Source organism: Flavobacterium sp. IB48 (assembly GCF_016405855.1).
Taxonomy (GTDB): Bacteria; Bacteroidota; Bacteroidia; order Flavobacteriales; family Flavobacteriaceae; genus Flavobacterium; species Flavobacterium ginsengisoli.
In genome coordinates this window covers 116,351-140,428 of the sequence record NZ_JAEFCA010000001.1, presented here as the reverse complement: position 1 = coordinate 140,428, position 24,078 = coordinate 116,351, and the positions used below count along the sequence as shown (strand labels likewise).

General features: G+C 34.1%; 26 protein-coding genes. 9 read left to right on the top strand and 17 right to left on the bottom strand.

Annotated elements, in window-relative coordinates; genetic code table 11:
- Nucleotide 1: 1 nt before the first annotated feature.
- From JC605_RS00680 to JC605_RS00660, 5 genes are all read left to right on the top strand, one after another.
- Complete coding sequence (locus JC605_RS00680; RefSeq protein ID WP_198854410.1) at nucleotides 2-442, top strand: nuclear transport factor 2 family protein; 441 nt, start codon at nucleotides 2-4, stop codon at nucleotides 440-442.
- Nucleotides 443-457: 15 nt separating this feature from the next.
- Nucleotides 458-1,474, top strand: coding sequence for a UDP-glucose 4-epimerase GalE (galE, locus tag JC605_RS00675; RefSeq protein ID WP_177210867.1), 1,017 nt, complete (start codon nucleotides 458-460; stop codon nucleotides 1,472-1,474).
- A 78-nt stretch (nucleotides 1,475-1,552) separates the two neighbouring features.
- Entirely contained in the window at nucleotides 1,553-2,458 is a 906-nt protein-coding gene (locus tag JC605_RS00670; RefSeq protein ID WP_198854409.1) for a DMT family transporter, read from the top strand.
- Nucleotides 2,459-2,508: 50 nt separating this feature from the next.
- Nucleotides 2,509-2,706: a hypothetical protein gene (locus JC605_RS00665; protein WP_233073999.1), complete on the top strand. Its 198-nt coding sequence runs from the start codon at nucleotides 2,509-2,511 to the stop codon at nucleotides 2,704-2,706.
- Nucleotides 2,694-3,011, top strand: coding sequence for a hypothetical protein (locus tag JC605_RS00660; protein ID WP_198854407.1), 318 nt, complete (start codon nucleotides 2,694-2,696; stop codon nucleotides 3,009-3,011). Before JC605_RS00665 ends, JC605_RS00660 begins: the two co-directional genes overlap by 13 nt.
- Nucleotides 3,012-3,106: 95 nt before the next feature.
- On the opposite strand, the gene fabD is transcribed toward JC605_RS00660, so the two are convergent.
- On the bottom strand, nucleotides 3,107-3,979 hold the full coding sequence (gene fabD, locus JC605_RS00655; RefSeq protein ID WP_198854406.1) for an ACP S-malonyltransferase: 873 nt from the start codon (nucleotides 3,977-3,979) through the stop codon (nucleotides 3,107-3,109).
- A gap of 72 nt (nucleotides 3,980-4,051) precedes the next feature.
- Nucleotides 4,052-4,414 (bottom strand): DUF983 domain-containing protein, encoded by a 363-nt coding sequence (locus tag JC605_RS00650; protein WP_198854405.1) that lies wholly within the window; start codon nucleotides 4,412-4,414, stop codon nucleotides 4,052-4,054.
- A 96-nt stretch (nucleotides 4,415-4,510) separates the two neighbouring features.
- Here JC605_RS00650 and JC605_RS00645 point away from each other — a divergent pair, with 96 nt between their 5' ends.
- Nucleotides 4,511-5,374: a helix-turn-helix domain-containing protein gene (locus tag JC605_RS00645; RefSeq protein WP_198854404.1), complete on the top strand. Its 864-nt coding sequence runs from the start codon at nucleotides 4,511-4,513 to the stop codon at nucleotides 5,372-5,374.
- A gap of 226 nt (nucleotides 5,375-5,600) precedes the next feature.
- Here the strand turns inward: JC605_RS00645 and JC605_RS00640 are convergent, their stop codons facing one another.
- From JC605_RS00640 to JC605_RS00620, 5 genes are all read right to left on the bottom strand, one after another.
- Nucleotides 5,601-6,134, bottom strand: a complete 534-nt coding sequence (locus JC605_RS00640; protein WP_198854403.1) for a YceI family protein — start codon at nucleotides 6,132-6,134, stop codon at nucleotides 5,601-5,603.
- A gap of 272 nt (nucleotides 6,135-6,406) precedes the next feature.
- Nucleotides 6,407-6,637 (bottom strand): (4Fe-4S)-binding protein, encoded by a 231-nt coding sequence (locus JC605_RS00635; RefSeq protein WP_198854402.1) that lies wholly within the window; start codon nucleotides 6,635-6,637, stop codon nucleotides 6,407-6,409.
- Nucleotides 6,638-6,801: 164 nt separating this feature from the next.
- On the bottom strand, nucleotides 6,802-7,518 hold the full coding sequence (locus tag JC605_RS00630; protein WP_198854401.1) for a pirin family protein: 717 nt from the start codon (nucleotides 7,516-7,518) through the stop codon (nucleotides 6,802-6,804).
- 518 nt (nucleotides 7,519-8,036) lie between these two features.
- Complete coding sequence (locus tag JC605_RS00625; protein ID WP_198854400.1) at nucleotides 8,037-8,396, bottom strand: hypothetical protein; 360 nt, start codon at nucleotides 8,394-8,396, stop codon at nucleotides 8,037-8,039.
- 6 nt (nucleotides 8,397-8,402) lie between these two features.
- Nucleotides 8,403-9,884, bottom strand: a complete 1,482-nt coding sequence (locus tag JC605_RS00620) for a helix-turn-helix domain-containing protein (RefSeq protein WP_198854399.1) — start codon at nucleotides 9,882-9,884, stop codon at nucleotides 8,403-8,405.
- 197 nt (nucleotides 9,885-10,081) lie between these two features.
- Between JC605_RS00620 and aceB the strand changes: the two genes are divergently transcribed.
- Both aceB and aceA read left to right on the top strand, forming a co-directional pair.
- Nucleotides 10,082-11,683: a malate synthase A gene (gene aceB / locus JC605_RS00615; RefSeq protein ID WP_198854398.1), complete on the top strand. Its 1,602-nt coding sequence runs from the start codon at nucleotides 10,082-10,084 to the stop codon at nucleotides 11,681-11,683.
- Nucleotides 11,684-11,849: 166 nt separating this feature from the next.
- A complete protein-coding gene (gene aceA / locus JC605_RS00610) occupies nucleotides 11,850-13,130 on the top strand; it encodes an isocitrate lyase (protein ID WP_198854397.1) in 1,281 nt (426 codons plus the stop codon).
- A 190-nt stretch (nucleotides 13,131-13,320) separates the two neighbouring features.
- Here aceA and JC605_RS00605 read toward each other — a convergent pair whose 3' ends face one another.
- The 9 genes from JC605_RS00605 to JC605_RS00565 form a co-directional block, all read right to left on the bottom strand.
- Nucleotides 13,321-13,896, bottom strand: a complete 576-nt coding sequence (locus tag JC605_RS00605; RefSeq protein ID WP_066032734.1) for a Crp/Fnr family transcriptional regulator — start codon at nucleotides 13,894-13,896, stop codon at nucleotides 13,321-13,323.
- Nucleotides 13,896-14,216: a DUF6370 family protein gene (locus tag JC605_RS00600; protein ID WP_198854396.1), complete on the bottom strand. Its 321-nt coding sequence runs from the start codon at nucleotides 14,214-14,216 to the stop codon at nucleotides 13,896-13,898. The genes JC605_RS00605 and JC605_RS00600 overlap by 1 nt, the downstream gene beginning before the upstream one ends.
- Before the next feature lie 2 nt (nucleotides 14,217-14,218).
- Nucleotides 14,219-15,379, bottom strand: a complete 1,161-nt coding sequence (purT, locus tag JC605_RS00595) for a formate-dependent phosphoribosylglycinamide formyltransferase (protein WP_198854395.1) — start codon at nucleotides 15,377-15,379, stop codon at nucleotides 14,219-14,221.
- Nucleotides 15,380-15,783: 404 nt separating this feature from the next.
- Nucleotides 15,784-17,652, bottom strand: coding sequence for a U32 family peptidase (locus tag JC605_RS00590; RefSeq protein WP_198854394.1), 1,869 nt, complete (start codon nucleotides 17,650-17,652; stop codon nucleotides 15,784-15,786).
- A 139-nt stretch (nucleotides 17,653-17,791) separates the two neighbouring features.
- A complete protein-coding gene (locus JC605_RS00585; protein WP_198854393.1) occupies nucleotides 17,792-18,337 on the bottom strand; it encodes a dihydrofolate reductase family protein in 546 nt (181 codons plus the stop codon).
- Nucleotides 18,338-18,399: 62 nt separating this feature from the next.
- On the bottom strand, nucleotides 18,400-18,990 hold the full coding sequence (locus tag JC605_RS00580; RefSeq protein WP_198854392.1) for a hypothetical protein: 591 nt from the start codon (nucleotides 18,988-18,990) through the stop codon (nucleotides 18,400-18,402).
- A 123-nt stretch (nucleotides 18,991-19,113) separates the two neighbouring features.
- Nucleotides 19,114-19,569: a PA2169 family four-helix-bundle protein gene (locus JC605_RS00575; RefSeq protein ID WP_198854391.1), complete on the bottom strand. Its 456-nt coding sequence runs from the start codon at nucleotides 19,567-19,569 to the stop codon at nucleotides 19,114-19,116.
- A gap of 335 nt (nucleotides 19,570-19,904) precedes the next feature.
- A complete protein-coding gene (locus tag JC605_RS00570) occupies nucleotides 19,905-21,095 on the bottom strand; it encodes a pyridoxal phosphate-dependent aminotransferase (protein ID WP_111376719.1) in 1,191 nt (396 codons plus the stop codon).
- A gap of 75 nt (nucleotides 21,096-21,170) precedes the next feature.
- Nucleotides 21,171-22,268: an acyl-CoA desaturase gene (locus JC605_RS00565; protein WP_198854390.1), complete on the bottom strand. Its 1,098-nt coding sequence runs from the start codon at nucleotides 22,266-22,268 to the stop codon at nucleotides 21,171-21,173.
- 107 nt (nucleotides 22,269-22,375) lie between these two features.
- Here JC605_RS00565 and rsmG point away from each other — a divergent pair, with 107 nt between their 5' ends.
- The gene (gene rsmG / locus JC605_RS00560) at nucleotides 22,376-23,005 is read left to right on the top strand and encodes a 16S rRNA (guanine(527)-N(7))-methyltransferase RsmG (protein WP_198854389.1); all 630 of its coding nucleotides are present in this window, start codon (nucleotides 22,376-22,378) and stop codon (nucleotides 23,003-23,005) included.
- Nucleotides 23,006-23,056: 51 nt separating this feature from the next.
- Here the strand turns inward: rsmG and JC605_RS00555 are convergent, their stop codons facing one another.
- Entirely contained in the window at nucleotides 23,057-23,788 is a 732-nt protein-coding gene (locus JC605_RS00555; protein WP_198854388.1) for a hypothetical protein, read from the bottom strand.
- Nucleotides 23,789-24,078: the final 290 nt, after the last annotated feature.

Here is a 24,078-nt window from a genome sequence, read left to right as displayed (position 1 = left end):
GATGAGAAAAGGTAGTCTTTTAATTTTAATGATTCTTCTTCAGTTTTCGGTTTTGGCTCAAAAAACGAATTCTAAAGAAGAGAATGCCGTTAGCAGTCAAATCGAAATTTTGCGTCAGGCAATGATTGATGCTGATGGAGCGAAATTGAAAGCGCTAACTTCGGACAAATTAAATTATGTTCACTCAAATGGTAATTTTCAAAACCAAGCTGAATTTATAGAAGGAATCGTAAGTGGAAAATCTGATTTTGTTTCGATCGATTTTCAGAACCAAACTATAACTATTCAAAATGATGTTGCCATAGTTCGACATGTTTTATCGGCTCATACCAAAGACGATGGAATAGATCGAGATATTAAAATAGGAATAATGCTCGTTTGGCAGAAACAAAAAGGCAAATGGGTTTTAATTGCTAGACAAGCTTATAAATTAACTACATAAAACAACCACAAAAAAATGAAAGTATTAGTAACAGGAGGATTAGGTTTTATCGGTTCTCACACCGTAGTCGAATTACAAAATGAAGGCTTCGAGGTAGTGATCATTGATAATCTTTCTAATTCTTCAGAAGATGTTTTAAAAGGAATTACTGCGATTACAGGAAAAACGCCTTTATTCGAGAAAATTGATTTAAGAGAGAAAAGTGCCGTTCGGGATTTTTTTAAAAAGCATAATGATGTTACTGGTGTCATTCATTTTGCTGCTTCAAAAGCAGTTGGTGAAAGTGTTGAACAGCCTTTACTGTATTATGAAAACAACATTAGCAGTTTAGTTTATCTTTTACAAGAATTACAGCAAAAACCTGAAGCAAGTTTTATTTTTAGTTCTTCTTGTACGGTTTACGGTCAAGCCGAAAAAATGCCAATTACAGAAGATGCTCCGGTTCAGGCAGCAATGTCTCCTTATGGAAACACAAAGCAAATTGGTGAAGAAATCATTACAGATACAGCTAAAGTTACCAATATCAGTGCTATTTTATTGCGTTATTTTAATCCGGTTGGAGCGCACGAATCTGTTGAAATTGGAGAATTGCCATTAGGAGTTCCTCAAAATTTAGTGCCTTTTATTACGCAAACTGGAGTAGGATTGCGTCAGGAATTATCGGTTTTTGGAAATGATTATCCAACACCAGACGGAACTGCAGTTCGTGATTATATTCACGTTGTTGACTTAGCAAAAGCACATGTAATTGCTTTACAGCGTTTATTAAACAAAAAGAACTTGGCAAAAGTAGAAACTTTCAATTTAGGAACAGGAAAAGGAAGTTCTGTTCTGGAAGTCATTCACAGTTTTGAAAAAGTCAGCGGTAAAAAACTGCCTTATAAAATGATGCCTCGTCGTGAAGGTGATATTACTGAAGCTTACGCAAATACAGATAAGGCAAATAATGTCTTAGGATGGAAGGCTGAACTAAGTTTAGACGAAGCAATGGCAAGTGCTTGGAAATGGGAACAAAAAGTGAGGAATAAATAGTTTTTTAAATAAAATTATAAATTTTTAAGATCCCAAATTATAGCAATATAGTTTGGGATTTTTTTTAACGGGCATTTTATGAAACAGAATTTAGATTATAAATTAATTATAGCCCTTGCAGCCGTTGGAATTGTTTGGGGTACAACATTTTTAGGAATTAAGGTAGCAGTTGAAACGATTCCGCCTTGGTTTGTAACTTCAATTCGTCAGGGACTGGCAGGATTGATTATGATGACGATTTTATTATTCAAAAAAGAATTAGAATGGATTGGTTGGGAGAATTTCAAGCAACAGCTTATTGCTTCGGTTTTAATGCTTGTGATTGCAAATGGTTTTACAACAATTGCAGAGCAGAATATCCCAAGCGGACTAGCATCGGTCATAAATGCGCTGACTCCAATTCTTATTTTCTTGGGTAGTATTATGTTTGGATTGCAAAAAATGAGTTTAAAGGGATTTACTGGAGTGATTATTGGTTTTTCTGGTGTAGTTTTTATTTTTAAAGATGGACTTGTATCGTTTTTAGATGCCAATTACAGAACAGGAATGATGTTTATGGGATTTGCAATTTTGGCTTGGGCAGCAGGGACAATTTATACCAAAACGCATGCTAATAAATCGAAGAATATAACTCTTAATTTATTTTATCAATTTACAATCGCATCTTGCATTCAGTTAGTTTTGGCTTCGATTTTTTCGCCAAATCCTGACTTTAGTTCGTGGAGTTCAAGAAGTATTTTTGCGGCTTTGTATTTGTCAATCTTTGGATCTGTGATTGCTTTCTTCTGTTATAATTATGCTTTAAAACATGTTACAGCAGTTCAAGTTTCTATTTTGTCCTATATCAATACTATAATTGCGGTTTTCTTGGGCTGGTTGCTTTTGGATGAAATAATTACAATTGATTTTATTATTGCTACAGCTCTTATTATTCTTGGGGTTTTTATTGTAAATTACAAAAAGAAGGAAAAGAAAGCTGTATAAATTTTGATTCAATTTATTTTGTAAATTTGTAAGATTAAAATGTAGGAATGATGAGTTCGGATAAAGAAAATAAAAAGAATAACAAGGTCGAAGAACCAAGAGTAGAATACGAAGTTCAAAAAACTAAACTTAAGGGAATAGATCCTGAAACTTTTGATTTTGATGCTGAATTTGCAAAAGGATTAACACCGGAGGAGTTTAAAGCTGAAATGTCTAAAAGAATAAAAGCTTATCCTTGGAAAAAATAATTTTTGAAAATAGCGTTCTAGAATATTTTGATAATTTAGTTTTTGTTCTTTTTGAAAAAGAGTATTTCGGGTTCGTTGAGTCAGCCCAAATTTATATCAACAAAATAGTAGATTATATTAAATCAAATATATCAACCTTTCCACACAGCAAAACTCCAGATTCTCTCCGTTATCTAGGTTCAAATTATATTTTCTATAAAACTAGCTCAAGAACAACTTGGTATATATTTTTTGAAAAGAGTAATCAAAACTACCTGATTACTGGAATTCTAAATAATTATAACGAAGAAGCAAAGGAATTATAAAATAAAATCCTCATAAACTTATCAAAGTATATGAGGATTTATTGTTTTATACAGTTAACCACTGAAAACTGTCAATAAGACTGAACACTTAAAAATTAAGCATTAGCAACGGCAGCTTCTTTGTCAATTTTATTAATCAAACCAGTTAATACTTTTCCAGGACCAACTTCAGTAAACAAAGTCGCGCCGTCAGCAATCATTTGCTGTACAGATTGTGTCCATCTTACAGGAGCAGTCAATTGAATAATTAAGTTCTTTTTAATTTCGTTCGCATCAGAAACTGCATTTGCAGTTACGTTTTGATACACTGGGCAAATTGGAGTAGAGAAAGTAGTTGCTTCAATTGCAGCAGCCAATTCTTCTCTTGCTGGTTCCATCATTGGAGAGTGGAAAGCACCTCCAACAGGTAAAATTAAAGCACGTTTTGCTCCGGCAGCTTTCATTGCTTCGCAAGCTTTTTCAACAGCAGTAGTTTCACCAGAAATTACCAATTGACCTGGGCAGTTATAGTTAGCAGCAACCACAACACCATCGATAGAAGCGCAAACTTCTTCAACAACATTATCAGCTAAACCTAAAACAGCAGCCATTGTAGATGGAGTGATTTCGCATGCTTTTTGCATAGCCAAAGCACGTTGAGAAACCAATTTAAGTCCATCTTCAAAAGACAAAGTTCCGTTTGCTACCAAAGCAGAAAATTCTCCTAAAGAGTGTCCTGCAACCATTTCCGGTTTGAAATTTTCTAAAGTTTTGGCTAAAATAACAGAGTGTAAAAATACAGCTGGCTGTGTTACTTTAGTTTCTTTTAGTTCTTCGGCAGTGCCTTCAAACATGATATCTGTAATTCTGAAACCTAATATTTCATTAGCTTTTTCGAATAATTCTTTGGCTAAAGCCGAATTTTCATAAAGGTCTTTACCCATTCCTGTGAATTGTGCACCTTGACCTGGAAATACGTATGCTTTCATTTGTCTAATTTGTTTTTTATTTTTTTTGAAATTGAAAATTAGCTTCAATTGAAAGGCAAAAATAATACTTTTTTATTTCGTATAATCCTTAAACATGTAAATCCATGCTAATCTGGAAAATCGGAGATTGAAAGAAGTTAATAAAGTAATCACAACAGCAATAATGGGAATGATTCTTAAATCGAAATTTTTCTCGAAGAAAAACTGAGCAATACAATAAGTGGCAATTCCTTGAGCAACTGTTAATCCGTAGTTTACATACATTGCTCCAAAGAAATAACCAGGTTCTTTTTGGAATTTATAATTGCAATGACTGCAGTATTCATTCATTTTTGGTAAACCAAAATTAAAGAAAATGTTTTTGTCTGTAAAAACTTTTCCTTTATGACAAATAGGACATTCGTTGCTTAAAATATGAGTTAATGCGCTTGACATGACTTTGTTGTTTTTTGTTTATACAAAGGTAATTCAGAGGTTTATAAAAGTCTTTTTTATATCTTCGCTTATTGTAGCACAATAAAGACATTTTTTATGAAACGATATCCGATTTATAGTGTTCAGAATTTTAGCTGTAACGATATTCACCGTGATTTTTATGTCAATACTTTTACAGAACATTTAAAGAATCACAGTTTTGTCGAAGAACCGCATAGGCATGATTCGTATTTAATGGTTTTTTTTACGAAAGGTTCTGGATTGCATGAAGTCGATTTTGACCAGTTCGAAATCAAAAGAGGAAGCCTTTTTGTGCTACAGCCAGGACAAATGCATCATTGGAATTTGTCTGAAGATATCGAAGGTTTTGTTATTATCTTTTCTCAGGAATTGTATAATTTGTATTTCGGACAAAAAAAGATCAATGATTATAATTTTTATCATTCCATTCATAATCGACCAGAAATGGTTTTTGAAGAAAATGAAATCCCAAAAATCCTTCCATATTTCGATTTGCTGATTCAGGAAAACAATCAAAATAGTAAACATCAATTAGATAAATTGTTGAATTTGTTAGATTGTATTCATATTGAAGTCGCTCGAAAATACAATGAAACTTATTCGCATCAAGCGCATTCCTACAATATCAAAATCAATGCATTTGAATCCATTTTAGAAGAATATTTCAGAACCCAAAAACTGCCATCATTTTATGCAGACAAGCTAAATATAACGCTGAAACATTTAAACAGAATCTGCAACGAGATTCTCCAAAAAACAGCAACAGAAGTAATCACAGATCGTGTAATTCTGGAAATAAAAAGAATGCTGATCGATAAACAATTAGCGGTAAACGAAGTTGCCTTTAAAGTAGGCTACGAAGATTATTCCTATTTCTCCCGTTTCTTCAAAAAACAAACAGGAATGTCGCCAACTGAATTTAGAAATACTGTGCGATGATTTTTTTATTAGCCACTATTTACAGTAATTTCCACGAATTTTTTCTTCTCAAATCCGAAATTTTGCCACAGATTTAAAGGATTTCCACAGATTAGAAAATCCAAATAATCTTTTTAATCTGTGGCTAAAAAATAATTCGTGGAAATTCGTGTAATTCGTGGCAAACAAAAAGCCCTGCAAAATGCAGAGCTTCAATAACCAACCAATTAAATCCGAGAATGCTTAATTAGGCTTGTTTTACAAATTGTAATTCAATGTTTAAACGAACTTCTTCGCCTACTAAAACACCACCTGTTTCAAGAGCTGAGTTCCAGTTTAAACCCCAATCTTTACGATTAATTTTTCCTTCTATGCTTAAACCTACTTTTGTATTTCCCCAAGGATCAGTCATGATTCCACTAAATTCAACTGGGAATTTTACTGTTTTAGAAACACCTTTAATGTTTAAATCTCCAGTTAATTCAAATTCACCATCATTGATTTTTTTGAAAGAAGAAGATTTGAAAGTTAATTTTGGATGATTTTCAGCATCAAAGAAATCACCGCTTCTTAAATGTCCGTCGCGATCTGCGTTTGCAGTATCTACTGAAGCGATATCAGCAGAAAAACTGAAATCTGCATTATCAAAACTATCTCCTTCTGTGATTGCAGAAGCTTCATAAGCTCCAAATTTTCCTGAAACATTTGTAAACATCATGTGTTTAACTTTAAAACCAATTTCTGAGTGAGTTGGGTCAATTGACCATTTTGTAGTTGCCATAATTTTATTTTTTTAAATATTTTAAATAATTAATTTCATTTTGATAGGACAAAGTTACGGTGAGAGTTGTCCTGTAGCACTTAACCTAGATTAAGAAATAAAAAAGGTGTTTTTTTTTTGCCACAGATTACACAGATTAAAAGGATTAAAAGAAATATTGCCACGAATTGCACGAATTTCCACGAAATAAATTGAATCAAAATTTGTGAAAATTCGAGCAATTCGTGGCGAAAAAATCAATTTAATCTGTGGCAAAAAACTATGTAAAAAGTTTAGGTTTTATTATTCATATAAAATGTCAATGCTCCCGATGGACACTTATTAACTGTTGAAATTATTTTCTCAGTTGTAGATTTTTCTGGAGTAATCCAAGGTTTTTCTTTTGGACGAAAGACATCTGGATTGTTTTTGACACAATTTGTCGAATGAATACATTTTCCAGATTGCCATACAATCGTAACTTCTCCGTTTGTATATTCTTTAATGAGGTTATTTGGATTCATGGTTTAAAATTTTAAGGATGAATTTAATTTTAAAGTCAGACCAATTTTCTTATTTATAAAGTTAGTCTTTCTTTTTAAAAATTGAGCAAAAAAGAAACGATAATAGTCTGATTTACAGATTTATTATCGTTTCAAGGTACAGGTATTAATTGTTTTTGTTTGAATTAATAATTCATTGGAATATCCATCAATAAAAATTCAGCATCTGTATTGGCTTTAATATTCAAAGTGTCAGTTCCTGAAATTCCTACCGCATCACGAGTATTTAATTCTTGACCGTTGATGGTAACATTTCCTTTTAAAATGAAAGCATAAACTCCGTTTCCTTCTTTTTTGATTTTATATTCTGTTGCAGTTCCTGCATCAAAATTTCCCATGTTGAACCAAGCGTCTTGGTGAATCCAAACTCCTTCATCGTCCGCATTTGGAGATAAAACTTGTGCCAATTTATTATGTCTGTCAGCAACATTTAAAGTAATTTGCTGGTAACGTGGCGTCACATTTCTTTTGTTTGGAAATAACCAAATCTGTAATAATTTAGTCTGCTGATCTGTGTTCGGGTTAAATTCACTATGCTGAATTCCAGTTCCGGCACTCATAACCTGAATGTCTTCGTTTTTAATTACTTCAGTATTTCCCATGCTGTCTTTGTGAGCCAAATCACCTTCTAACGGAATTGTAATAATTTCCATGTTATCGTGAGGGTGAGTTCCAAATCCCATTCCGGCTGCAATCGTGTCATCATTCAAAACACGAAGTGCTCCAAACTGAATTCTGTCTGGATTGTACCAGCTCGCAAAACTAAAGCTATGATAAGCGTTCAACCATCCGTGATTAGCATTTCCTCTTGTGTCTGCTTTGTGCAATACTATATTTTCCATGATTTTGTCTTTTATTGATTTTGATAGTACAAAGATACAGCCGATGAAAAGGAAAAGCACTTAATGTAGATTAAGAAAAGATTCTGAGGCTCTAAGATGCTAAGTTTCTAAGTTTTTTTCTGAAGCAGATATTTTCGTTTTCAAAAGACGTTTAGTCCCGCTATCCGTTGCAATCTTTTGTGGTGAACCCCACCACAAAAGGATTTTCACTTCTATCGGGGCTATGCGAGAAGTTTCATTTTTATAAGAAGGTTCAAAGGCACAAAGTTACAGAGGTTCAAAGGTTTTATCTCAAAGTAACCAAATGGTTTGTCATTTCGACGAAGGAGAAATCTTCGCAAGTAACTCTACAAAGATTAGAAATTACAATGTTTTTTACCTCAAAGTAACCACATAATTTGTCATTCCGAGGAACGAGGAATCTCCTCACAGTATGTCGCCAATCTTTGTCGAGCCACTTGCGGAGATTCCTCGTTCCTCAGAATGACAAAAAGCGTGTGGTAAAAGACCGGAATAAATTATTTAATTCTAATCAATTTTCCTTTCCCAACCACTTCATCAAGATAATTTGCAGAAGAGCTTTTTTTGTCATGCATGAAAAAAGGAATCGTATCTTTTTCGATTTGATCTTTTGCAATACTTATAACTAAATCGGTATTAATGAAATTATCCAATACTATTATGTTGCCATAAGAAACCTTTCCTTTTGGCATAAACTTGTTATCAAAAACAAAAATACTATCCTTAAAAGTAATTTTGTCTTTTTGGATATAAGAATTGTCATCTTCAATCAAATAATTGTAACGGCCAGTGAGTTTGTCCGTTTTTTGACTGAAGTTAATAGAAATCAAAGTAAAAAATAAAGCAAAATATTTCATGACATTCTAACTATATTGATTTATAAACTGTTGCACAACTGCATCTGTATTCTCGTGGCGTTTCTCTCTTTCTAAAACAGTCGGAGGGGCACTTCTTTCCAAACAATCTTTTACAGCACAAGTTTCGCAAGTTACACCTACAATTCGTTTTACCAAAGGTTTTCCATCAATGAATTTAAATTTCTTTTTCATTGTCGGATTAATTAGGATTCCGACAGAAATACTTCGAATAAAATTCTCGGCAAAAGGATCTTTTGTAGCCGAAGAAAAAACCAAATATTCATTTCCACTATTCGCATAGCTCGAAATCTGGGCATCAAAAAAATGAGATTTATTTTGTTTGATGGCTTCGTCAATCGTTTTAACCGAAACCCATCTCCTGCAATAATGTTCGTTGGTTTCGTTGGCGTGCGGTTCTTGCTGATGTGTAATATGTAATTCTTTATTGATCTGATAAAAATCTGAACCGATTTTGTGTGACAATCTTAAGAAAAATAAGTTTTTCAGCTGAAAATCTTTTGGCAATAAATTGGTCAGTCGCTGATAAAAAGATTCTGGTGAAACTTTAAAGCTTTCGATTAATTGAACAAATTCTTCTGGTTTTGGATTTTCATTTTCTAAAAAAGTATTGATTTTATTTACAACCAATTTTCTTGGCAATAATAAAGCACCAGCAAAATAAGAAGCATAAAAATTATTTAGAACCTGATCGAAATTATCAAATTTAATCCAGCTGAAAGTCAGTAAACGATCGGAAATTTTTAAATAATTATAAGCAATTTCTTTAGCTAAAATAAACGCTTTTTGCGGAGCGTCAAGTTCTGTAGAAAGCAATAAAGTCTTACTTTTCGGAACATAAATCGAACGCAAATCGTCTAAAGCTTCCTGATCTGCAAACGCAATTTCTTTGATATTGTATTCGTATTCTTCTTTTAAAATTGCCTCTAATTCTTCTACAGTAATTTTAGAATCCAGATTAATCTGAAACGACTTCGAAAACGAAATTACTTTTTCTTCTAAATCTTCAAAATAATTGCTGTGAGCTTCCTGATACGAACGCAAAGAAGCCAAAAAGAAGCTTTCACGACTTAAATTATAATGTTGCGCAATTTCGATAATCGTGCTAATAAATGCATTGACTTTTGCGGGAGCATTGGCAATAATATCAATTAGATCGGCTTCCTGAATTCCGAAAAGCTCGAGCGGAATCTCTTTTAAAATTCCGGATTTCAAGATTTCGCCAATCGGAGCGAGGTTGTTGTCGAGTTTTAAAGACACCATTTGGTCGTAAGTCACGTCCAAATGTTCGCAGAGCAATAAAATTTTATCTGTTTTTGGATATTTTTTTCCCTTTTCAATCTCGTTTAAGTACGATTTTGAAAGATTTGTCAATTTGGCCAAGCCAAAAAGTGACAGATTTTTTTGCGTTCTGACTTGCTTCAATTTTAATCCGAAGATCAGCTTTATATAGTCTTTTTCGATATCCATGAATCAAATATAGGTATTCTAAAAATAATCGCCAAAAAATTATTTTTCATTTTTAGCGAACGTTCGCTTGTTTTGTAAAAAACTTTTTTCTAATATTGTGGTGTAGAAAATATTAATTATCAGTTTGTTATGTATTTGTGTTTTTGAAAAACATAGAATCGATTCAATTGCTGCTAATGAAATTAAAAACCACAGCTATGAAAAACCAATTAGAAATTACCGAAACGGCAATGGAATTTTTAGCCGAAAAGAAGCTTCGTTATCCAAAAATCTGGACAGAAGAAGCGATTGTTTTTATAACCGAATTGCATAGAAGATTCGAATCACAGCGAAAACTATTGCTTTTACAGAGAGAACAAAAACAAGTCGCTTTTGATCAGGGAATTATGCCGGTTTTTATTCCGGAAACCAAAGGTGTCAGAGAAGGCAATTGGAAAGCTGGTGAAATTCCGAAAGATTTATTGGATCGTAGAGTAGAAATCACGGGGCCAGTTGATCGCAAAATGATTATCAATGCGTTGAATTCGGGAGCAAAAACCTTCATGGCCGATTTTGAAGACAGCACTTCGCCAACTTGGCAAAACCTTATGGACGGTCAAGTAAATCTAATCGATGCGGTAAACAAAACAATCACTTATACGGATTTGGTAAAACAGAAATCCTATCATTTAAATGAAAAAATCGCAACGCTAATTGTACGTCCGAGAGGTTTGCATTTGCCGGAAAAACATGTTCTAGTTGAAGGAAATGAAGTTTCGGGTTCTTTGATAGATTTTGGTTTGTATGTTTTTCATAATCATAAGCGACTTTTAGAAAACAATTCTGGACCGTATTTCTATATTCCGAAATTAGAGCATTATCTGGAAGCGCGCTGGTGGAATAACGTAATCGATTTTACGGAGGATTATTTGAAACTGAACAAAGGAACAATAAAAGTGACAGTTTTAATTGAAACCATAACGGCAAGTTTTCAGCTAGATGAAATTATTTACGAATTGAAAGAGCATATCGTTGGTTTGAATTGCGGACGCTGGGATTATATTTTCTCATACATTAAAAAGTTTAGAAAAAATCCAAAATTCATTGTTCCAGATCGTGATCAGGTAACTATGACTTCGCCTTTTATGAATGCTTATTCAAATCTGGTAATTCAAAGATGTCATAAAAGAGGCATTCATGCGATTGGCGGAATGGCAGCACAGATTCCGATTCGAAACAATGAAGAAGCCAATGCAGTTGCTTTCGCAAAAGTAAGAACCGATAAAGAGCGTGAAGTTAAAAATGGACATGACGGAACTTGGGTAGCGCATCCGGATTTAGTTTCAATAACAAAAGAAATTTTTGATAAAGGAATGCCAACTCCAAATCAGATTCATGTAAAAAGAGAACATCGAAAAATTACGGAAGCCGATTTGATTGAACCACCAATTGGAATCATTACTGAAAATGGCGTTCGAAAAAACATCAACGTTGGAGTTTTATATCTGGCTTCATGGTTAAACGGGCAAGGCGCCGCCGCTTTGCTTAATTTAATGGAAGATGCTGCAACGGCCGAAATTTCGAGATCGCAATTATGGCAATGGCTTCAGAATAAAGTGATTTTGGATAATGGACGAAAATTAGATTTGGCTTATTATCATGAATTGGCTTTAGATGAATTCAGAAAAATCAAGGAAGAACTAGGAGAAGAAAATTATGAAAAACAACAATTTCCATTAGCCGAAAAAATGTTAGAAAGACTAGTTGTAAACCTGCATTTTGTGGATTTCCTTACTCTTCCATGTTATAAATATCTATAAGCTTTTAAAATCTGCTCAATCTGCCAGATCTGCGAACGAATAAATTTTTCTCGCAGATTTAGCAGATCAGGCAGATAAAATGAGAGAAAAAATCAGTCTGGTTAAACTGAACACTTAAAACTTTGACTGAACACTAAAAAACGAACCACTTTAACTAAACTATATTATGAAAACAACAGAAGACAGAATTCAGGAATTGATTAACGATTGGATTACGAACCCGAGATGGAAAGGAGTAGAGCGTCCTTATACTGCAAGCGAAGTAGTAACACTTCAGGGGTCTTATAAAATTGAGCATTCTATTGCTAAAATGGGTGCAGAGAAATTATGGAGAAAGTTAAAAAGTCAGGATTATGTTGCGGGTTTGGGAGCGTTGACTGGAAATCAAGCGATTCAGGAAGTGGATGCTGGTTTAGAAGCAATTTATTTAAGCGGATGGCAAGTTGCTGCTGATGCAAATCTGGCTGGAGAAATGTATCCTGACCAATCGCTTTATCCAGTAAACAGTGTTCCGATGGTGGTAAAAAAGATCAACAACGCTTTATTGCGTGCTGATCAGATTCAGACTGTAAATAATATTGAAGATAGAAAAGATTATTTAGTTCCAATTGTAGCTGATGCTGAAGCTGGTTTTGGTGGAAACCTAAATGCTTTCGAATTAATGAAATCTATGATTGAAGCTGGAGCTTCTGGAGTTCATTTTGAAGATCAGCTGAGTTCTGCAAAAAAATGCGGACACTTGGGCGGAAAGGTTTTAGTTCCAACGCAAGAGGCGATTAATAAATTAATTGCGGCACGTTTGGCTTCAGATGTCATGGGAGTTTCAACTTTAATTGTAGCTCGAACAGATGCCGATGCAGCTAATCTATTAACAAGCGATGCAGATCCAAGAGATAGAAAGTTTTTAACAGGTGAAAAAACGGCTGAAGGTTTCTTCTATGTAAAAAACGGAATCGATCAGGGAATTGCAAGAGGTTTAAGCTACGCACCATACGCAGATTTAATCTGGATGGAAACCAGTAATCCCGATTTAGATTATGCAAGAAAGTTTGCAAAAGCCATGAAAAAAGAATTCCCAGATAAAATGCTGGCGTATAATTGTTCTCCGTCTTTCAATTGGGCAGCAAAATTATCAGTTGCTGAAATGGAAACATTTAGAGAAGATTTAGCAGCAATGGGATATAGTTTTCAATTCATTACTTTAGCAGGATTCCATGCTTTAAATACAAGTATGTTCGAATTGTCAAGAGCTTATAAGGAACGAGGAATGGCAGGTTATTCTGAATTGCAGGAACGCGAATTTGCTTTACAGAAAAACGGATTCAGAGCCGTAAAACACCAGGCTTTTGTTGGAACTTCTTATTTTGATGCCGTTCAGAACACAGTAATGTTAGGAAAATCAGCAATAACGGCGATGAAACATTCTACAGAGGTTGAGCAATTTTAATTCACTATACACGGTTCATTTTTGAGCCGTGTTTTTTTTAGCCACAGATTTCACAGATTGAAAGGATTAAAAAAATGTCGCCACGAATTACACAAATTTTCACGAATTAGATTGAAATAAAATTCGTGAAAATTTGTGTAATTCGTGGCGAAAAAAAATCTTTTTAATCTTTTTAATCTGTGGCAAAAAATTATTTCTTCAAAAGCCGAGCTTTCATTTTGCTGAAGAATTCTGGTGTTACGCCAATGAAAGAAGCGATTTGTTTTTGAGGAACTTTGTGTACCAACGTTCCGTATTTTTTTGTGAATTTTTCGAAACGTTCTTCCGCAGGTAAACTCAAGTTGTCCATTAATCGCTGTTGATTCGCAACCAATGAATTCTCAATTAAAATTCTAAAAAATCGCTCCAATTTTGGAATTTCAAGATACAATTGTTCCTGATTTTCTTTAGACAAAGAAACCACTTCAGCTTCTTCCAGAACTTCAATAAAAAGCTGTCCTGGTTTTTGCGAAAAATAACTGTACATATCGCTCATCCACCATCCTTCACAAGCAAATGAAAGAACGTGTTCAACAATATTGTCGTTGATATTGAAACTTCTTAAAATACCTGAATTTACGAAATAGGAATGTTTGCAGACTTCGCCAGCATTTAATAAAAGCGTTTTGGCTTTGTAAGTGTTGGTTTCTAGTTTAGATAAAAAAAGCGCCTGTTCTTCTGGTGTCAGAGAAACGTGTTTGGCAATGTTTTCAAGAATTAATGCCATTATTTTTTATCGTCGATTAAAGTAAATGAAGTTGCTTTGAATCTGTCTCCTTTAATTTCTCCTGTAACTAAAGCTTTGCTTATTGCATTACAAAACCCTTTTTCAGCGTGAGCGTCTCCATGATCGTGAATTGTAGTTCCATCAACAAAATAAGATTTTCCATCAATACGAACTGCTAAATCACAGCTTTTACCTTTCATTCCAAATTGGCATTCCCCGCAAGATGCTTCCACAATTGTTGGTTTGTCAAATTTCTTTTTAGTTTGAGCTTGTACTGCAATTCCAATAAAAAGGAATGCTGCTAATATTATATTTTTCATGATTAAGAATTTACAGTGATTAATTTCGCCGTTTCTTTGGCGCGTTCTATTACTTCGTTAATTGGAGTTGAAAGTGAATCATGACTTAAAACAACTCCCATTCTTCGGTAAGGTCTAGAAGTTGGTTTTCCGAAAATTCTGAAATCAGTTTTCGGTAAAGCGGCTACTTTTTCGATTCCGGTAAAAGTCGGATTAGTTGAATCTTCAGATGCTAGAATTACAGCACTTGCTCCAGCTTTTTCTAAAGTAATTTCGAAAATAGGGAGGCTCAAAATGGCTCTTAAATGTAATTCAAATTCGTTGAAGTTCTGTGTTCCAGCTAAAGTTACCATTCCGGTATCGTGCGGACGAGGGGAAAGTTCAGAGAAATAAACACCTTCATTTGTTAAGAAAAACTCTACACCAAAAAGTCCGGCGCCACCAAGTGCTTCCGTAATTTTTTCAGCCATATCCTGAGCTTCATACAAATCTTTTTCTGAAACTAAAGCGGGTTGCCAGCTTTCCTGATAATCGCCTCTTTCTTGTCTGTGGCCAATTGGAGCGCAGAATAATGTCGGATTGTTATTTTGAGTAATCGTTAAAAGCGTAATTTCTGAATGGAAATCGACAAAAGCTTCTACAATAACTTCGATAACATCGCCACGCGAACCTGCAACGGCATATTGCCATGCTTTTTCGATATCACTTTCTGTTTTGATTGTAGATTGTCCTTTTCCTGACGAAGACATTAATGGTTTTACCACGCATGGAATTCCAACTTCCTGAACGGCTTTTTGCAGTTCTTCTGCTGAAGTTGCGTATTGGTATTTTGCTGTTCTTAGTCCGAGTTCTTTTGCTGCTAAATCACGAATGGCTTTACGATTCATGGTAAAGTTTGCCGCTTTCGCTGAAGGAACAACGGTGATTCCTTGTTTTTCGTAATCGTAAAAACGTTCGGTGCGAATGGCTTCTATTTCAGGAACGATAAAATCTGGCTGGTGTTTGGCTACGATTCGGTCAAGTGCATCGCCGTCGAGCATATTGATGACTTCAAAGCCGTGTGCGACTTGCATGGCTGGTGCGTTTTCGTAACTGTCAACTGCAATTATGGTTTGTCCGATTCGTTGTGCGGCAATGACAAATTCTTTGCCTAATTCGCCTGAACCTAGGAGTAGTATTTTCATTTTGGAGTAGTGTATTGTTTGAGTAGTAAAAGTAGGGAAAAAGCTTTTTTTAACCGCAAAGTTCGCAAAGAATTACGCAAAGAGCGCTAAGTTTTTGTTTTTAAGTTAAATGAAAAGCAAAAAAATCTCGCGCAGATTTTGCTGATCGAGCAGATTTATTTCTGTTTGAGATTTTAATTTTAAGACAAAGTAACCATGCAGTTTGTCATTTCGACGAAGGAGAAATCTCCACAAGTAGCTCTACAAAGATTGGCTTATTGGAACGGAGTTACTTGCGAAGATTTCTCCTTCGTCGAAATGACAATGTTGAGAAAATAGCAGGATAAAAAAAAGGTTCGCAAAGATTATTTTCAAATCTTTGCGAACCTTGCGTAAACCTTTGCGCTCTTTGCGGTTAAATTTTTTTAATGAAAATGATCTTCTTCAATCTCAAATTCGGCATCTTTTTCCCAGATTTCCATTTCACAAGGTTTGCAGTTGAATTTTAGTTTGTATTCTAATTCTCCCTGTTTTAAAACCAATGGTTCTTTTACCTTAACACCAACAATGTCTTTTTGGTGTATAGGGCATTTTTTTAATTCGTATTTGATGCAATATTTTGTTGTCATTACACGAGATTTTCCTGGATCCCATTGTAATTCGAATGCTTTTTCGATTTCGGTAACACCGTGGCGTTCGTAGAATTTACGTGCTGTTTTGTTCGAAACGTTGTACATGAAATCCAATTTAGTTTCAGGATATGGATGTGACGTTTTTACCAATTGGTGTTCTTCACGAACGTAATTTGCCAAACGAATTTCTGATAATTGTTCGAAAACATTTCTTCTCATTTCGTTGATTTTTGAAATAGGTAGGAACCAGTTTTGTGAAAACATAATGTTAATTTCGTCAGCATTGTAAGGTGTGAAACCTGTTTTTGCCAATTGAACTTTTATGTTCTCTTCGATTGATTCGCCAGTTTTTGTTTGTTCTTTCGGATGCTCTAATTTTACTGTACTTACGTTTCCATCTTCGTCGGTTGCAATTAATTCAAAACCGTTTTCGTTTTCGGTAAGCAATAAAGTAGTTCCAATTTTACGGATTGCACTGTCTTCTCTTTCTACGATTTTGATGAAAGCAGCGTCGTTATTTCTATAGATGAAAGTTCCGTCTTTAATTTCTTTTAAAACGTTTGGATATACTTTTCCGTTCTCGGCTTTGTTTACGTAGATTCCGTCGGCTTCGTTATTTTCGTTGATGAAGCAAAGTCCGTCACCGTTGTTTAGTAATTCACCGTTTTCGATTTCGTAAGCATCTCCAATTGTTCGGATCAATTTACCAATATATTGTCCTTTTGATTTTGGACTTTCCCAAGAACCAATTGAGCTGTGTCTTTCGTTTACGAAATAATCGGTATAACCACGATTGAAAGTTCTGCTTAATGTAGAATCAAAAGTATACGTACATTTTCCAGAAGAAGCTTTGATGTATTTATCACTTCCTTCAAGATAACTGTCTAATTTTTGACGCAAATAAGATACGTTGTTTTTAACATAAGCAACGTCTTTTAATCTTCCTTCGATTTTGAAAGAAACGATTCCAGCCTCAATCAAATTCGGGATTTGATCTGAAACGTCTAAATCTTTAATAGAAAGCAAGTGGCTGTTTCTGATTAAAGTATCTCCGTTTCCGTCGATTAAGTTATAAGGTAAACGGCAGTTTTGTGCACAAGAACCACGGTTCGCACTTCTTTCTCCGTTAGCCACACTCATATAGCAGTTTCCGCTGAAAGAAACACATAATGCTCCAGTTACGAAAAACTCTAATTCAACATCAGCGTGGTCGTATATTGTTTTAATTTGATGCAGATTTAATTCACGTGCTAAAACCACGCGCTTAATTCCAGCATCTTTTAAGAATTTAATTTTATCTGCGTCACGATTATTAGCTTGTGTACTGGCGTGAAGTACGATAGGAGGCAAGTCCATTTCCATAATCGCCATGTCCTGAATGATCAATGCATCGACACCAATATCGTATAATTCCCAAATCATAGCGCGACAAGTTTCTAATTCGTTGTCGTATAAAATGGTATTCATTACTACAAAAACCTGGGCATTAAATAAATGTGCATATTTTACTAAAGCGGCAACATCTTCAATAGAGTTGTTGGCATTAGAACGTGCGCCAAATTGAGGTGCACCAATATATACAGCATCGGCACCGCTGTTAATAGCTGCCATTCCGCCAATTAAATCTCTAGCAGGAGCTAATATTTCGATTTTCTTCTTCATTTCTAAAACTTTAGACTTTTGTGGTATTCACGAAAAAAAGTGTGCAAAGGTCTAATAAATTATTCGAGTTTGCTAGCGATGAAGCGATTTTTTTGAAATTGTTAACTTAATATGGAATGATGATAAACGAAATTTTTGTTTATTTGGTTGGTTCGTAAATAAGCTGTACTACTCCAGATTTGAAAATATTAGTTTTAAGTAATGTTAATTCGAGTCGTTCTTTTAAGTCTTCAAATAATGGTTTGCCGTTTCCTAAAGCGATTGGATGAATTGATATTCTATAGGTGTCAATAAGATTTAATTGAATAAAAGTTTTAATAAGGCTTGCTCCGCCATAGAGCCAAATGTCACCCCCAGATTGAGTTTTGATCTCATTTACTTTTGTCGAAATATCAGAATTTATAAATGTTGCCTTGTTATCTTGTTTGCTTTGACTTGAAAAAACATATTTCTTTTTTGAATGTACTCCTTTCCAAAGCATTTGTTCGGTATTACTTGCATTTTCGTCCGGTTGATAATTACCCCAGGAATCATAACTTACCCGACCATAAAAGATAGTATCTATATCTGATAAAAATCCATCAAAGTCCATTTCCTCGTCCATAATGCACCAGTCAATCTCTCCATTTGGCCCCTCAATAAAACCATCTAAGGTCACAGCTAGATCTAGAATTACTTTTTTCACTTGTTAAATATTTTATGTTTGGTTTACTTTAATGTAAGCTAGTCTTTTTAATTTATATAAAACTAATCTAACGGAAAAGTATACCCTATAGCAAACACTCCGGTCGATTGTTTTGCAGCTGGATGAAAATACCCTGAAATCCCTATTTCAAAATTATTGTGTCTGCCGACTGCCAATCCAATACTGAAAGGAATATGTAATAAAACTGAGCTTTTGTTGAAATTAACATTTGGTGTAAAGGTTTCGAATTTGCCTATTGAAGTTCCGATTCCGCCTTCAATAAATGGCGCAACCCATGGAATTGGAGCGCAAAAACGAACTTTTCCACCCATTAAAAAAGCATTAGTTGTTACTTTATATTGAGGTTGATTCTGTATATTTTGATTTTTATCAACAGATTCAAAAATTGCACCAGCGTAGGGTCTTACGCTAAACCATGATTTTATTCCTATAATATATTCTCCTTGAAGATAAAGACCGCCTCCCATAACATCTACTTCGTCTTGACTTCCATAATCTTCAATGTAATAAGAACTGCTAGATCCATAGCCTATTGAAGCTTTGATGAAATTGCCAGGTGCTTGTGCTTGTATTAATGGAGAAAATAAAATTGCAAATAGTAAAATGATATAAAAGCGTGAACTTAATGGCATATGGTTTTTTAGTTTTTTGGTTGTGAATTGGTTGAAACGAATGTAAGATTTATTTTCAGTTTAACAAATAAAAAAACTGCTCAATCCGAAGACTGAGCAGTTTTCAAAAAAAGCATGAATCGTTTAGCTTGCTCTCATTTTAATTTGTGATAAAGTATTTTGAATACTATTTAATTGCTTAGAAACAATGTAAATTTGATCGTGTTCCAAATGATTTTCTTCGAGTGCCATTTTGTATTTTTTAATAGCAGCTTCTTCACCAGTAATACAAGCATTTATGATGGATTCTGTATCACCGCCAGTAAATGCTGATTTTATATCTATCCAAGTACGATGCAAGACTCCAAGCGGTCCTCCGCCAGAAGTATCTGTTGATTTTCCTAGTTTATTGATTTGGTTTTGCAATTCTACAATAAACAAGGCTCTTTCGCGCGCATATTCCAAGAAATCGGTTTTCATGGCTGGATTTTCTACATGTTCTGCTGCATCTGTATATCCTAGTTTTCCATCTTCAAGAATTGAAATTAATCCTTCCAAAGTTTTAACGGTTTCCTGTGTGGTTTCATCTGTATGTATCATGACATATAATTTTTGAAATTAATATGTTACAAAGTTTGTAATTATAACATGCTTTCTTTTACAGGATTACAATCGAGGTTTTATAATATTGTAGAATGGGAATTTTGAAATTTACGCATTTATTTGTCCTGCAGATTTTGCAGATAAAGCAGATTTTTTCTCGTATTATGGTTTGCGTGAGGGATAGGAGCGATATCCTTTTTTGGCGGTGTTCGCCATAAAAGATATAGCGGATAGCCCGGCCGTAGGACACGCCCATAAAAAAAACAGCTTAAAGTATAAAAGTGATGAAACTTTTGAACCTTAAGCCGTTTTTATAAAAACTTAGAATATTGTTATGCAGTCAAAGCTTCTTTGATTCTGCGTAATGCTTCTTTTAAGATATCGTTGCTTGTTGCGTAAGAGAAACGAATACAGTTTGGATTTCCGAAAGCGTCACCAGTTACAGTTGCAACGTTAGCTTCTGCTAAAAGATACATCGAAACGTCGTTTGCATCTTTAATTTCGTGTCCTTTTAATGTTTTTCCGAAGAAAGAAGAAACGTCTGGGAATACGTAGAATGCACCTTCTGGAACGTTGATTTTTACTCCTGGAATTTCTTTTAATAATCCAACCACTAAATCTCTACGACCGTGGAAAGCCTCAACCATATGGTTTAATACGCTTGGATCAGCATCTACTGCAGTGATTGTAGCGCGTTGAGCCACAGAATTTGCACCAGAAGTTACTTGTCCTTGAATTTTTGTACACGCTTTTGCGATGAATTCTGGTGCTCCAATATAACCAATTCTGTATCCTGTCATTGCGAATGCTTTTGCAACTCCGTTTACAGTGATTGTTTTTTCTAACATTCCTGGAATAGATCCGATGCTGCAGAAAGTTCCTGAGAAATTGATGTGCTCATAAATTTCATCTGAAACGACATAAATATTTGGGTGTTTTTCTAGAACTTTTGCCAAAGCTGTTAATTCTTCTCTGCTGTAAACAGATCCAGATGGATTGCATGGAGAAGAGAACCACATCATTTTTGTTTTTGGTGTGATTGCAGCTTCTAATTGTTCTGGTGTCATTTTGAAATCTGTTTCTACAGAAGTCGGAACTTCAACTGGAACTCCACCAGAAAGTTTTACAATTTCGAAATAAGAAACCCAGTAAGGTGCTGGTAAAATAACCTCGTCACCATCGTTTAACATTACTTGTGCAATATTGTATAAAGATTGTTTTGCTCCTGTAGAAACTACGATTTGAGTTGGTTTGTACTCTAAATCATTATCTCTTTTGAATTTTCTGCAAATTGCTTCTCTTAGTTCAAGATAACCTTCTACTGGAGAATATGTGCTGTAATTTTCGTCTACTGCTTTTTTTACTGCTTCTTTAATGAAGTCTGGTGTATTGAAATCAGGCTCACCTAAACTTAAACTGATAATGTCTTTTCCTTGTGCTTTTAATTCACGTGCTAAAGCAGCCATTGCTAATGTTTGCGAAGTCGCTAAGTTGTTGATTCTGTCCGAAAGAATATGATTCATTATAAAATTTTTGAATGTCCTTAATTTGCTGCGCCTATTAAGGAAGGTTAATTATTAATAGATTTTTTTTAGTTGCTAAACCGCTAATTTTGGTTTCATTCCCAAATCACGTAGATGCTTAAAGTGAGCAATAACAGCACTTCGCATTGTTTTGTATTCATAATATGGTAAATCACATTCTTTTGCTGTTTCTTTTACAATTTTTGCAATTTTACCGTAATGAATATGACTGATATTTGGAAAAATATGATGTTCTATTTGATGGTTTAATCCTCCGGTATACCAATTTACGATTGCATTTTTAGGTGCAAAATTAGTTGTTGTGTATAATTGGTGAACCGCCCAAGTATTATCCATTTCTCCTAATTCATTAGGAGTTGGATTTGTAGTATGATCCACAACGTGTGCCAATTGAAATACCACGCTCAGGATTAATCCTGCGGTGTAATGCATTGCGAAAAATCCAAGAAGCACTTTCCACCATGTAATCCCGATTAAGATTGGTAAAACAATCCATATCGAAACATAAATCATTTTGGTGATGATTAAAGTGGTCCAAAGAATCTTCGGGCTTTTTGGCTCGCCATAAGATAATTTTCGTTTTAAGTAGTTTCTCATTTGCTTAAAATCGGTAGTTAATGCCCAATTAAATGTCAATAAACCGTATAAGAAAACAGAGTAATAATGTTGAAAACGATGAAAGCGATGCCATTCTGCATGTTCAGTAAAACGAATAATCCTTCCTGCATCTAGATCCTCATCGTGACCAGGGATATTAGTATAAGTATGATGAAGAACATTGTGTTGTACTTGCCAGTTATAAACATTTCCGGCCAAAACATAAATTGTTCCGCCCATAAATTTATTAATCCAGCTTTTTGTAGAATAAGAACCATGATTACCATCGTGCATGACATTCATTCCAACACCAGCCATTCCAATACCCATTACGATTGATAAAAGCAACATTACCCAAAAAGGCATGTTAAGCGTAAGGATTAAAAAGTACGGGGTTAAAAAAACAGCAAATAGAATAACAGCTTTTAAATGTAACTGCCAGTTTCCGGTTTTTTTTATATTATTTTCTTTAAAGTAATTGTTAACGCGAGAGTTAAGCGTTCTAAAGAACTTTAAATTGTCTTGCCGTGCAAAAGTTGGAGCAGTGTTATTCATAATTGTTTTAAATAGATTTCAAAGGTAATTATTATAAATTTTCAATTTGCAAAATTGAGTTAAATATTTCAATCGTAAAGTAGTACTTTTGTTAAAAATTTAGAGCAATGGATGAGATATTGAAATATTTTCCAAATTTGACCGATCTTCAAATCGAACAATTTCAAAAATTAGACTTTTTATACCACGATTGGAATGAAAAAATCAATGTTATTTCGCGTAAAGACATCGATTCATTATATACAAAACACATTTTGCATTCCTTAGGAATTGCTAAGGTTATGAAATTCGAACCTGGAACAACCGTTTTAGATGTTGGAACTGGTGGAGGTTTTCCCGGAATTCCGTTAGCAATTCTGTTTCCGGAAACTCGTTTTTATTTAATTGATGTTATCGCAAAAAAAATAAAAGTGGTTCAAGGTGTTGCTGATGCGTTAGAATTAAAGAACGTAAAAGCAGAACAAAAACGTGCTGAATTGGTAAAAGGCGATTTCGATTTTATTGTAAGCCGTGCTGTAACTAATATGCCAGATTTTGTTTCTTGGATAAAAGATAAAATTAAAAAGCAGCACAAGCACAAATTAAAGAATGGTATTCTTTATTTAAAAGGAGGTGATTTAACGGAAGAATTGAAAGATTTTCCAAGTGCCACCTTGTATGATTTGGCTGATTTTTTTGAAGATGAATTTTTTGAAACCAAAAAAGTAGTCCATCTTCCTTTAAAGTTTAAACCTTAAATAAAAGAACCCGATTAGTATTTTCTAATCGGGTTCTTTTTCAATTAAAAATTAGGAAGCTTTCTTTGAAAAATTAAGAAAGGTATTTGCCTTTGGATCTAAATTGTCAATAAAATTATGAATTGCATTTTCTGATGCTTCAACGCTATATTGAAATTCCGGGTCAAAGAAAAATTCTCTCGAAATTAAAGGTTCATGTGAAGAATCATAAATAGCTTCATCACTTTCATCCAATTTATCATTTTTATACGGATTAGGATGAGAATGAGTCAACTTGATAATAGTTTGTTCAAACCAATTGTTGAAATTCTTTCTTTTAGGTGTAATATGATATGCTAGCAGAACCAGTCCAACAAGGTCATTTTGTAAAAAGAATGAACCTTTTCTGTATCTAGCATCAATTATTCTAACATTCATTAGAGCAATCCAAAGTGCTCCATCTACCGAACCATTTGCTGGTATTTCAAATTCGGTATCAAATAATAAAGGATTTGTCTGCTCAAGATTATTAATAGAGCACCAAAGTGCCTCAATACGTTTTTGTGTGTCGTGCGTAGCTTGACTATAACCCGTAAAGCGCCAGTAAATCCATTCTAATAGTGCTGCTGTTAGCCCCATAGAACCTTTATGATTAATCTGCATTAAAGTCTTTTCAAGTTCTTCATTTCCTTCGACGCAATCTAAAAGTTTATTTATTTTCTTTTTTGTCCATTTATAATTAATTGGGTGGCCTATACTTTTTGATTCCATAATAACTTTTGGAACATTGTTTAAATTTCTCATGCTTATATAGTTTGTTTTATAATATCTCTTAATGTTGTTTAATATTGAAACAAATTTATGAGGATAAGTTTTTTTTGAACGGAACAAGAAGCTTTAAAAGTATCAAAATAAGGTATTTGTGTTTTTAAAGTGTTGATTTATAATTAAATAAGAAAAGTATTACAAATAATATTTACAGGAAAAACTTGAAAAATTATCACTTATTATAATAGACATTTTGTCGATTTTTTTTGCTACAAAAGCAAAAGCGGGAATTTCAAATGAAATTCCCGCTTTTTATAATATAAACT

Excerpts from the sequence above, each read along its gene's own strand:
- JC605_RS00565 (WP_198854390.1), bottom strand. The coding sequence starts at position 22,268 with ATGAATAACACTGCTCCAACTTTTGCACGGCAAGACAATTTAAAGTTC.
- JC605_RS00645 (WP_198854404.1), top strand. The coding sequence starts at position 4,511 with ATGAAACGATATCCGATTTATAGTGTTCAGAATTTTAGCTGTAACGAT.
- JC605_RS00600 (WP_198854396.1), bottom strand. The coding sequence starts at position 14,216 with ATGAAAAATATAATATTAGCAGCATTCCTTTTTATTGGAATTGCAGTA.
- purT (WP_198854395.1), bottom strand. The coding sequence starts at position 15,379 with ATGAAAATACTACTCCTAGGTTCAGGCGAATTAGGCAAAGAATTTGTC.
- JC605_RS00650 (WP_198854405.1), bottom strand. The coding sequence starts at position 4,414 with ATGTCAAGCGCATTAACTCATATTTTAAGCAACGAATGTCCTATTTGT.
- rsmG (WP_198854389.1), top strand. The coding sequence starts at position 22,376 with ATGGATGAGATATTGAAATATTTTCCAAATTTGACCGATCTTCAAATC.
- JC605_RS00665 (WP_233073999.1), top strand. The coding sequence starts at position 2,509 with ATGAGTTCGGATAAAGAAAATAAAAAGAATAACAAGGTCGAAGAACCA.
- JC605_RS00605 (WP_066032734.1), bottom strand. The coding sequence starts at position 13,896 with ATGGCATTAATTCTTGAAAACATTGCCAAACACGTTTCTCTGACACCA.
- aceB (WP_198854398.1), top strand. The coding sequence starts at position 10,082 with ATGAAAAACCAATTAGAAATTACCGAAACGGCAATGGAATTTTTAGCC.
- galE (WP_177210867.1), top strand. The coding sequence starts at position 458 with ATGAAAGTATTAGTAACAGGAGGATTAGGTTTTATCGGTTCTCACACC.
- JC605_RS00680 (WP_198854410.1), top strand. The coding sequence starts at position 2 with ATGAGAAAAGGTAGTCTTTTAATTTTAATGATTCTTCTTCAGTTTTCG.
- JC605_RS00580 (WP_198854392.1), bottom strand. The coding sequence starts at position 18,990 with ATGCCATTAAGTTCACGCTTTTATATCATTTTACTATTTGCAATTTTA.
- JC605_RS00670 (WP_198854409.1), top strand. The coding sequence starts at position 1,553 with ATGAAACAGAATTTAGATTATAAATTAATTATAGCCCTTGCAGCCGTT.
- JC605_RS00640 (WP_198854403.1), bottom strand. The coding sequence starts at position 6,134 with ATGGCAACTACAAAATGGTCAATTGACCCAACTCACTCAGAAATTGGT.
- JC605_RS00620 (WP_198854399.1), bottom strand. The coding sequence starts at position 9,884 with ATGGATATCGAAAAAGACTATATAAAGCTGATCTTCGGATTAAAATTG.
- JC605_RS00630 (WP_198854401.1), bottom strand. The coding sequence starts at position 7,518 with ATGGAAAATATAGTATTGCACAAAGCAGACACAAGAGGAAATGCTAAT.
- aceA (WP_198854397.1), top strand. The coding sequence starts at position 11,850 with ATGAAAACAACAGAAGACAGAATTCAGGAATTGATTAACGATTGGATT.
- JC605_RS00570 (WP_111376719.1), bottom strand. The coding sequence starts at position 21,095 with ATGAATCATATTCTTTCGGACAGAATCAACAACTTAGCGACTTCGCAA.
- JC605_RS00625 (WP_198854400.1), bottom strand. The coding sequence starts at position 8,396 with ATGAAATATTTTGCTTTATTTTTTACTTTGATTTCTATTAACTTCAGT.
- fabD (WP_198854406.1), bottom strand. The coding sequence starts at position 3,979 with ATGAAAGCATACGTATTTCCAGGTCAAGGTGCACAATTCACAGGAATG.
- JC605_RS00555 (WP_198854388.1), bottom strand. The coding sequence starts at position 23,788 with ATGAGAAATTTAAACAATGTTCCAAAAGTTATTATGGAATCAAAAAGT.
- JC605_RS00590 (WP_198854394.1), bottom strand. The coding sequence starts at position 17,652 with ATGAAGAAGAAAATCGAAATATTAGCTCCTGCTAGAGATTTAATTGGC.
- JC605_RS00575 (WP_198854391.1), bottom strand. The coding sequence starts at position 19,569 with ATGATACATACAGATGAAACCACACAGGAAACCGTTAAAACTTTGGAA.
- JC605_RS00635 (WP_198854402.1), bottom strand. The coding sequence starts at position 6,637 with ATGAATCCAAATAACCTCATTAAAGAATATACAAACGGAGAAGTTACG.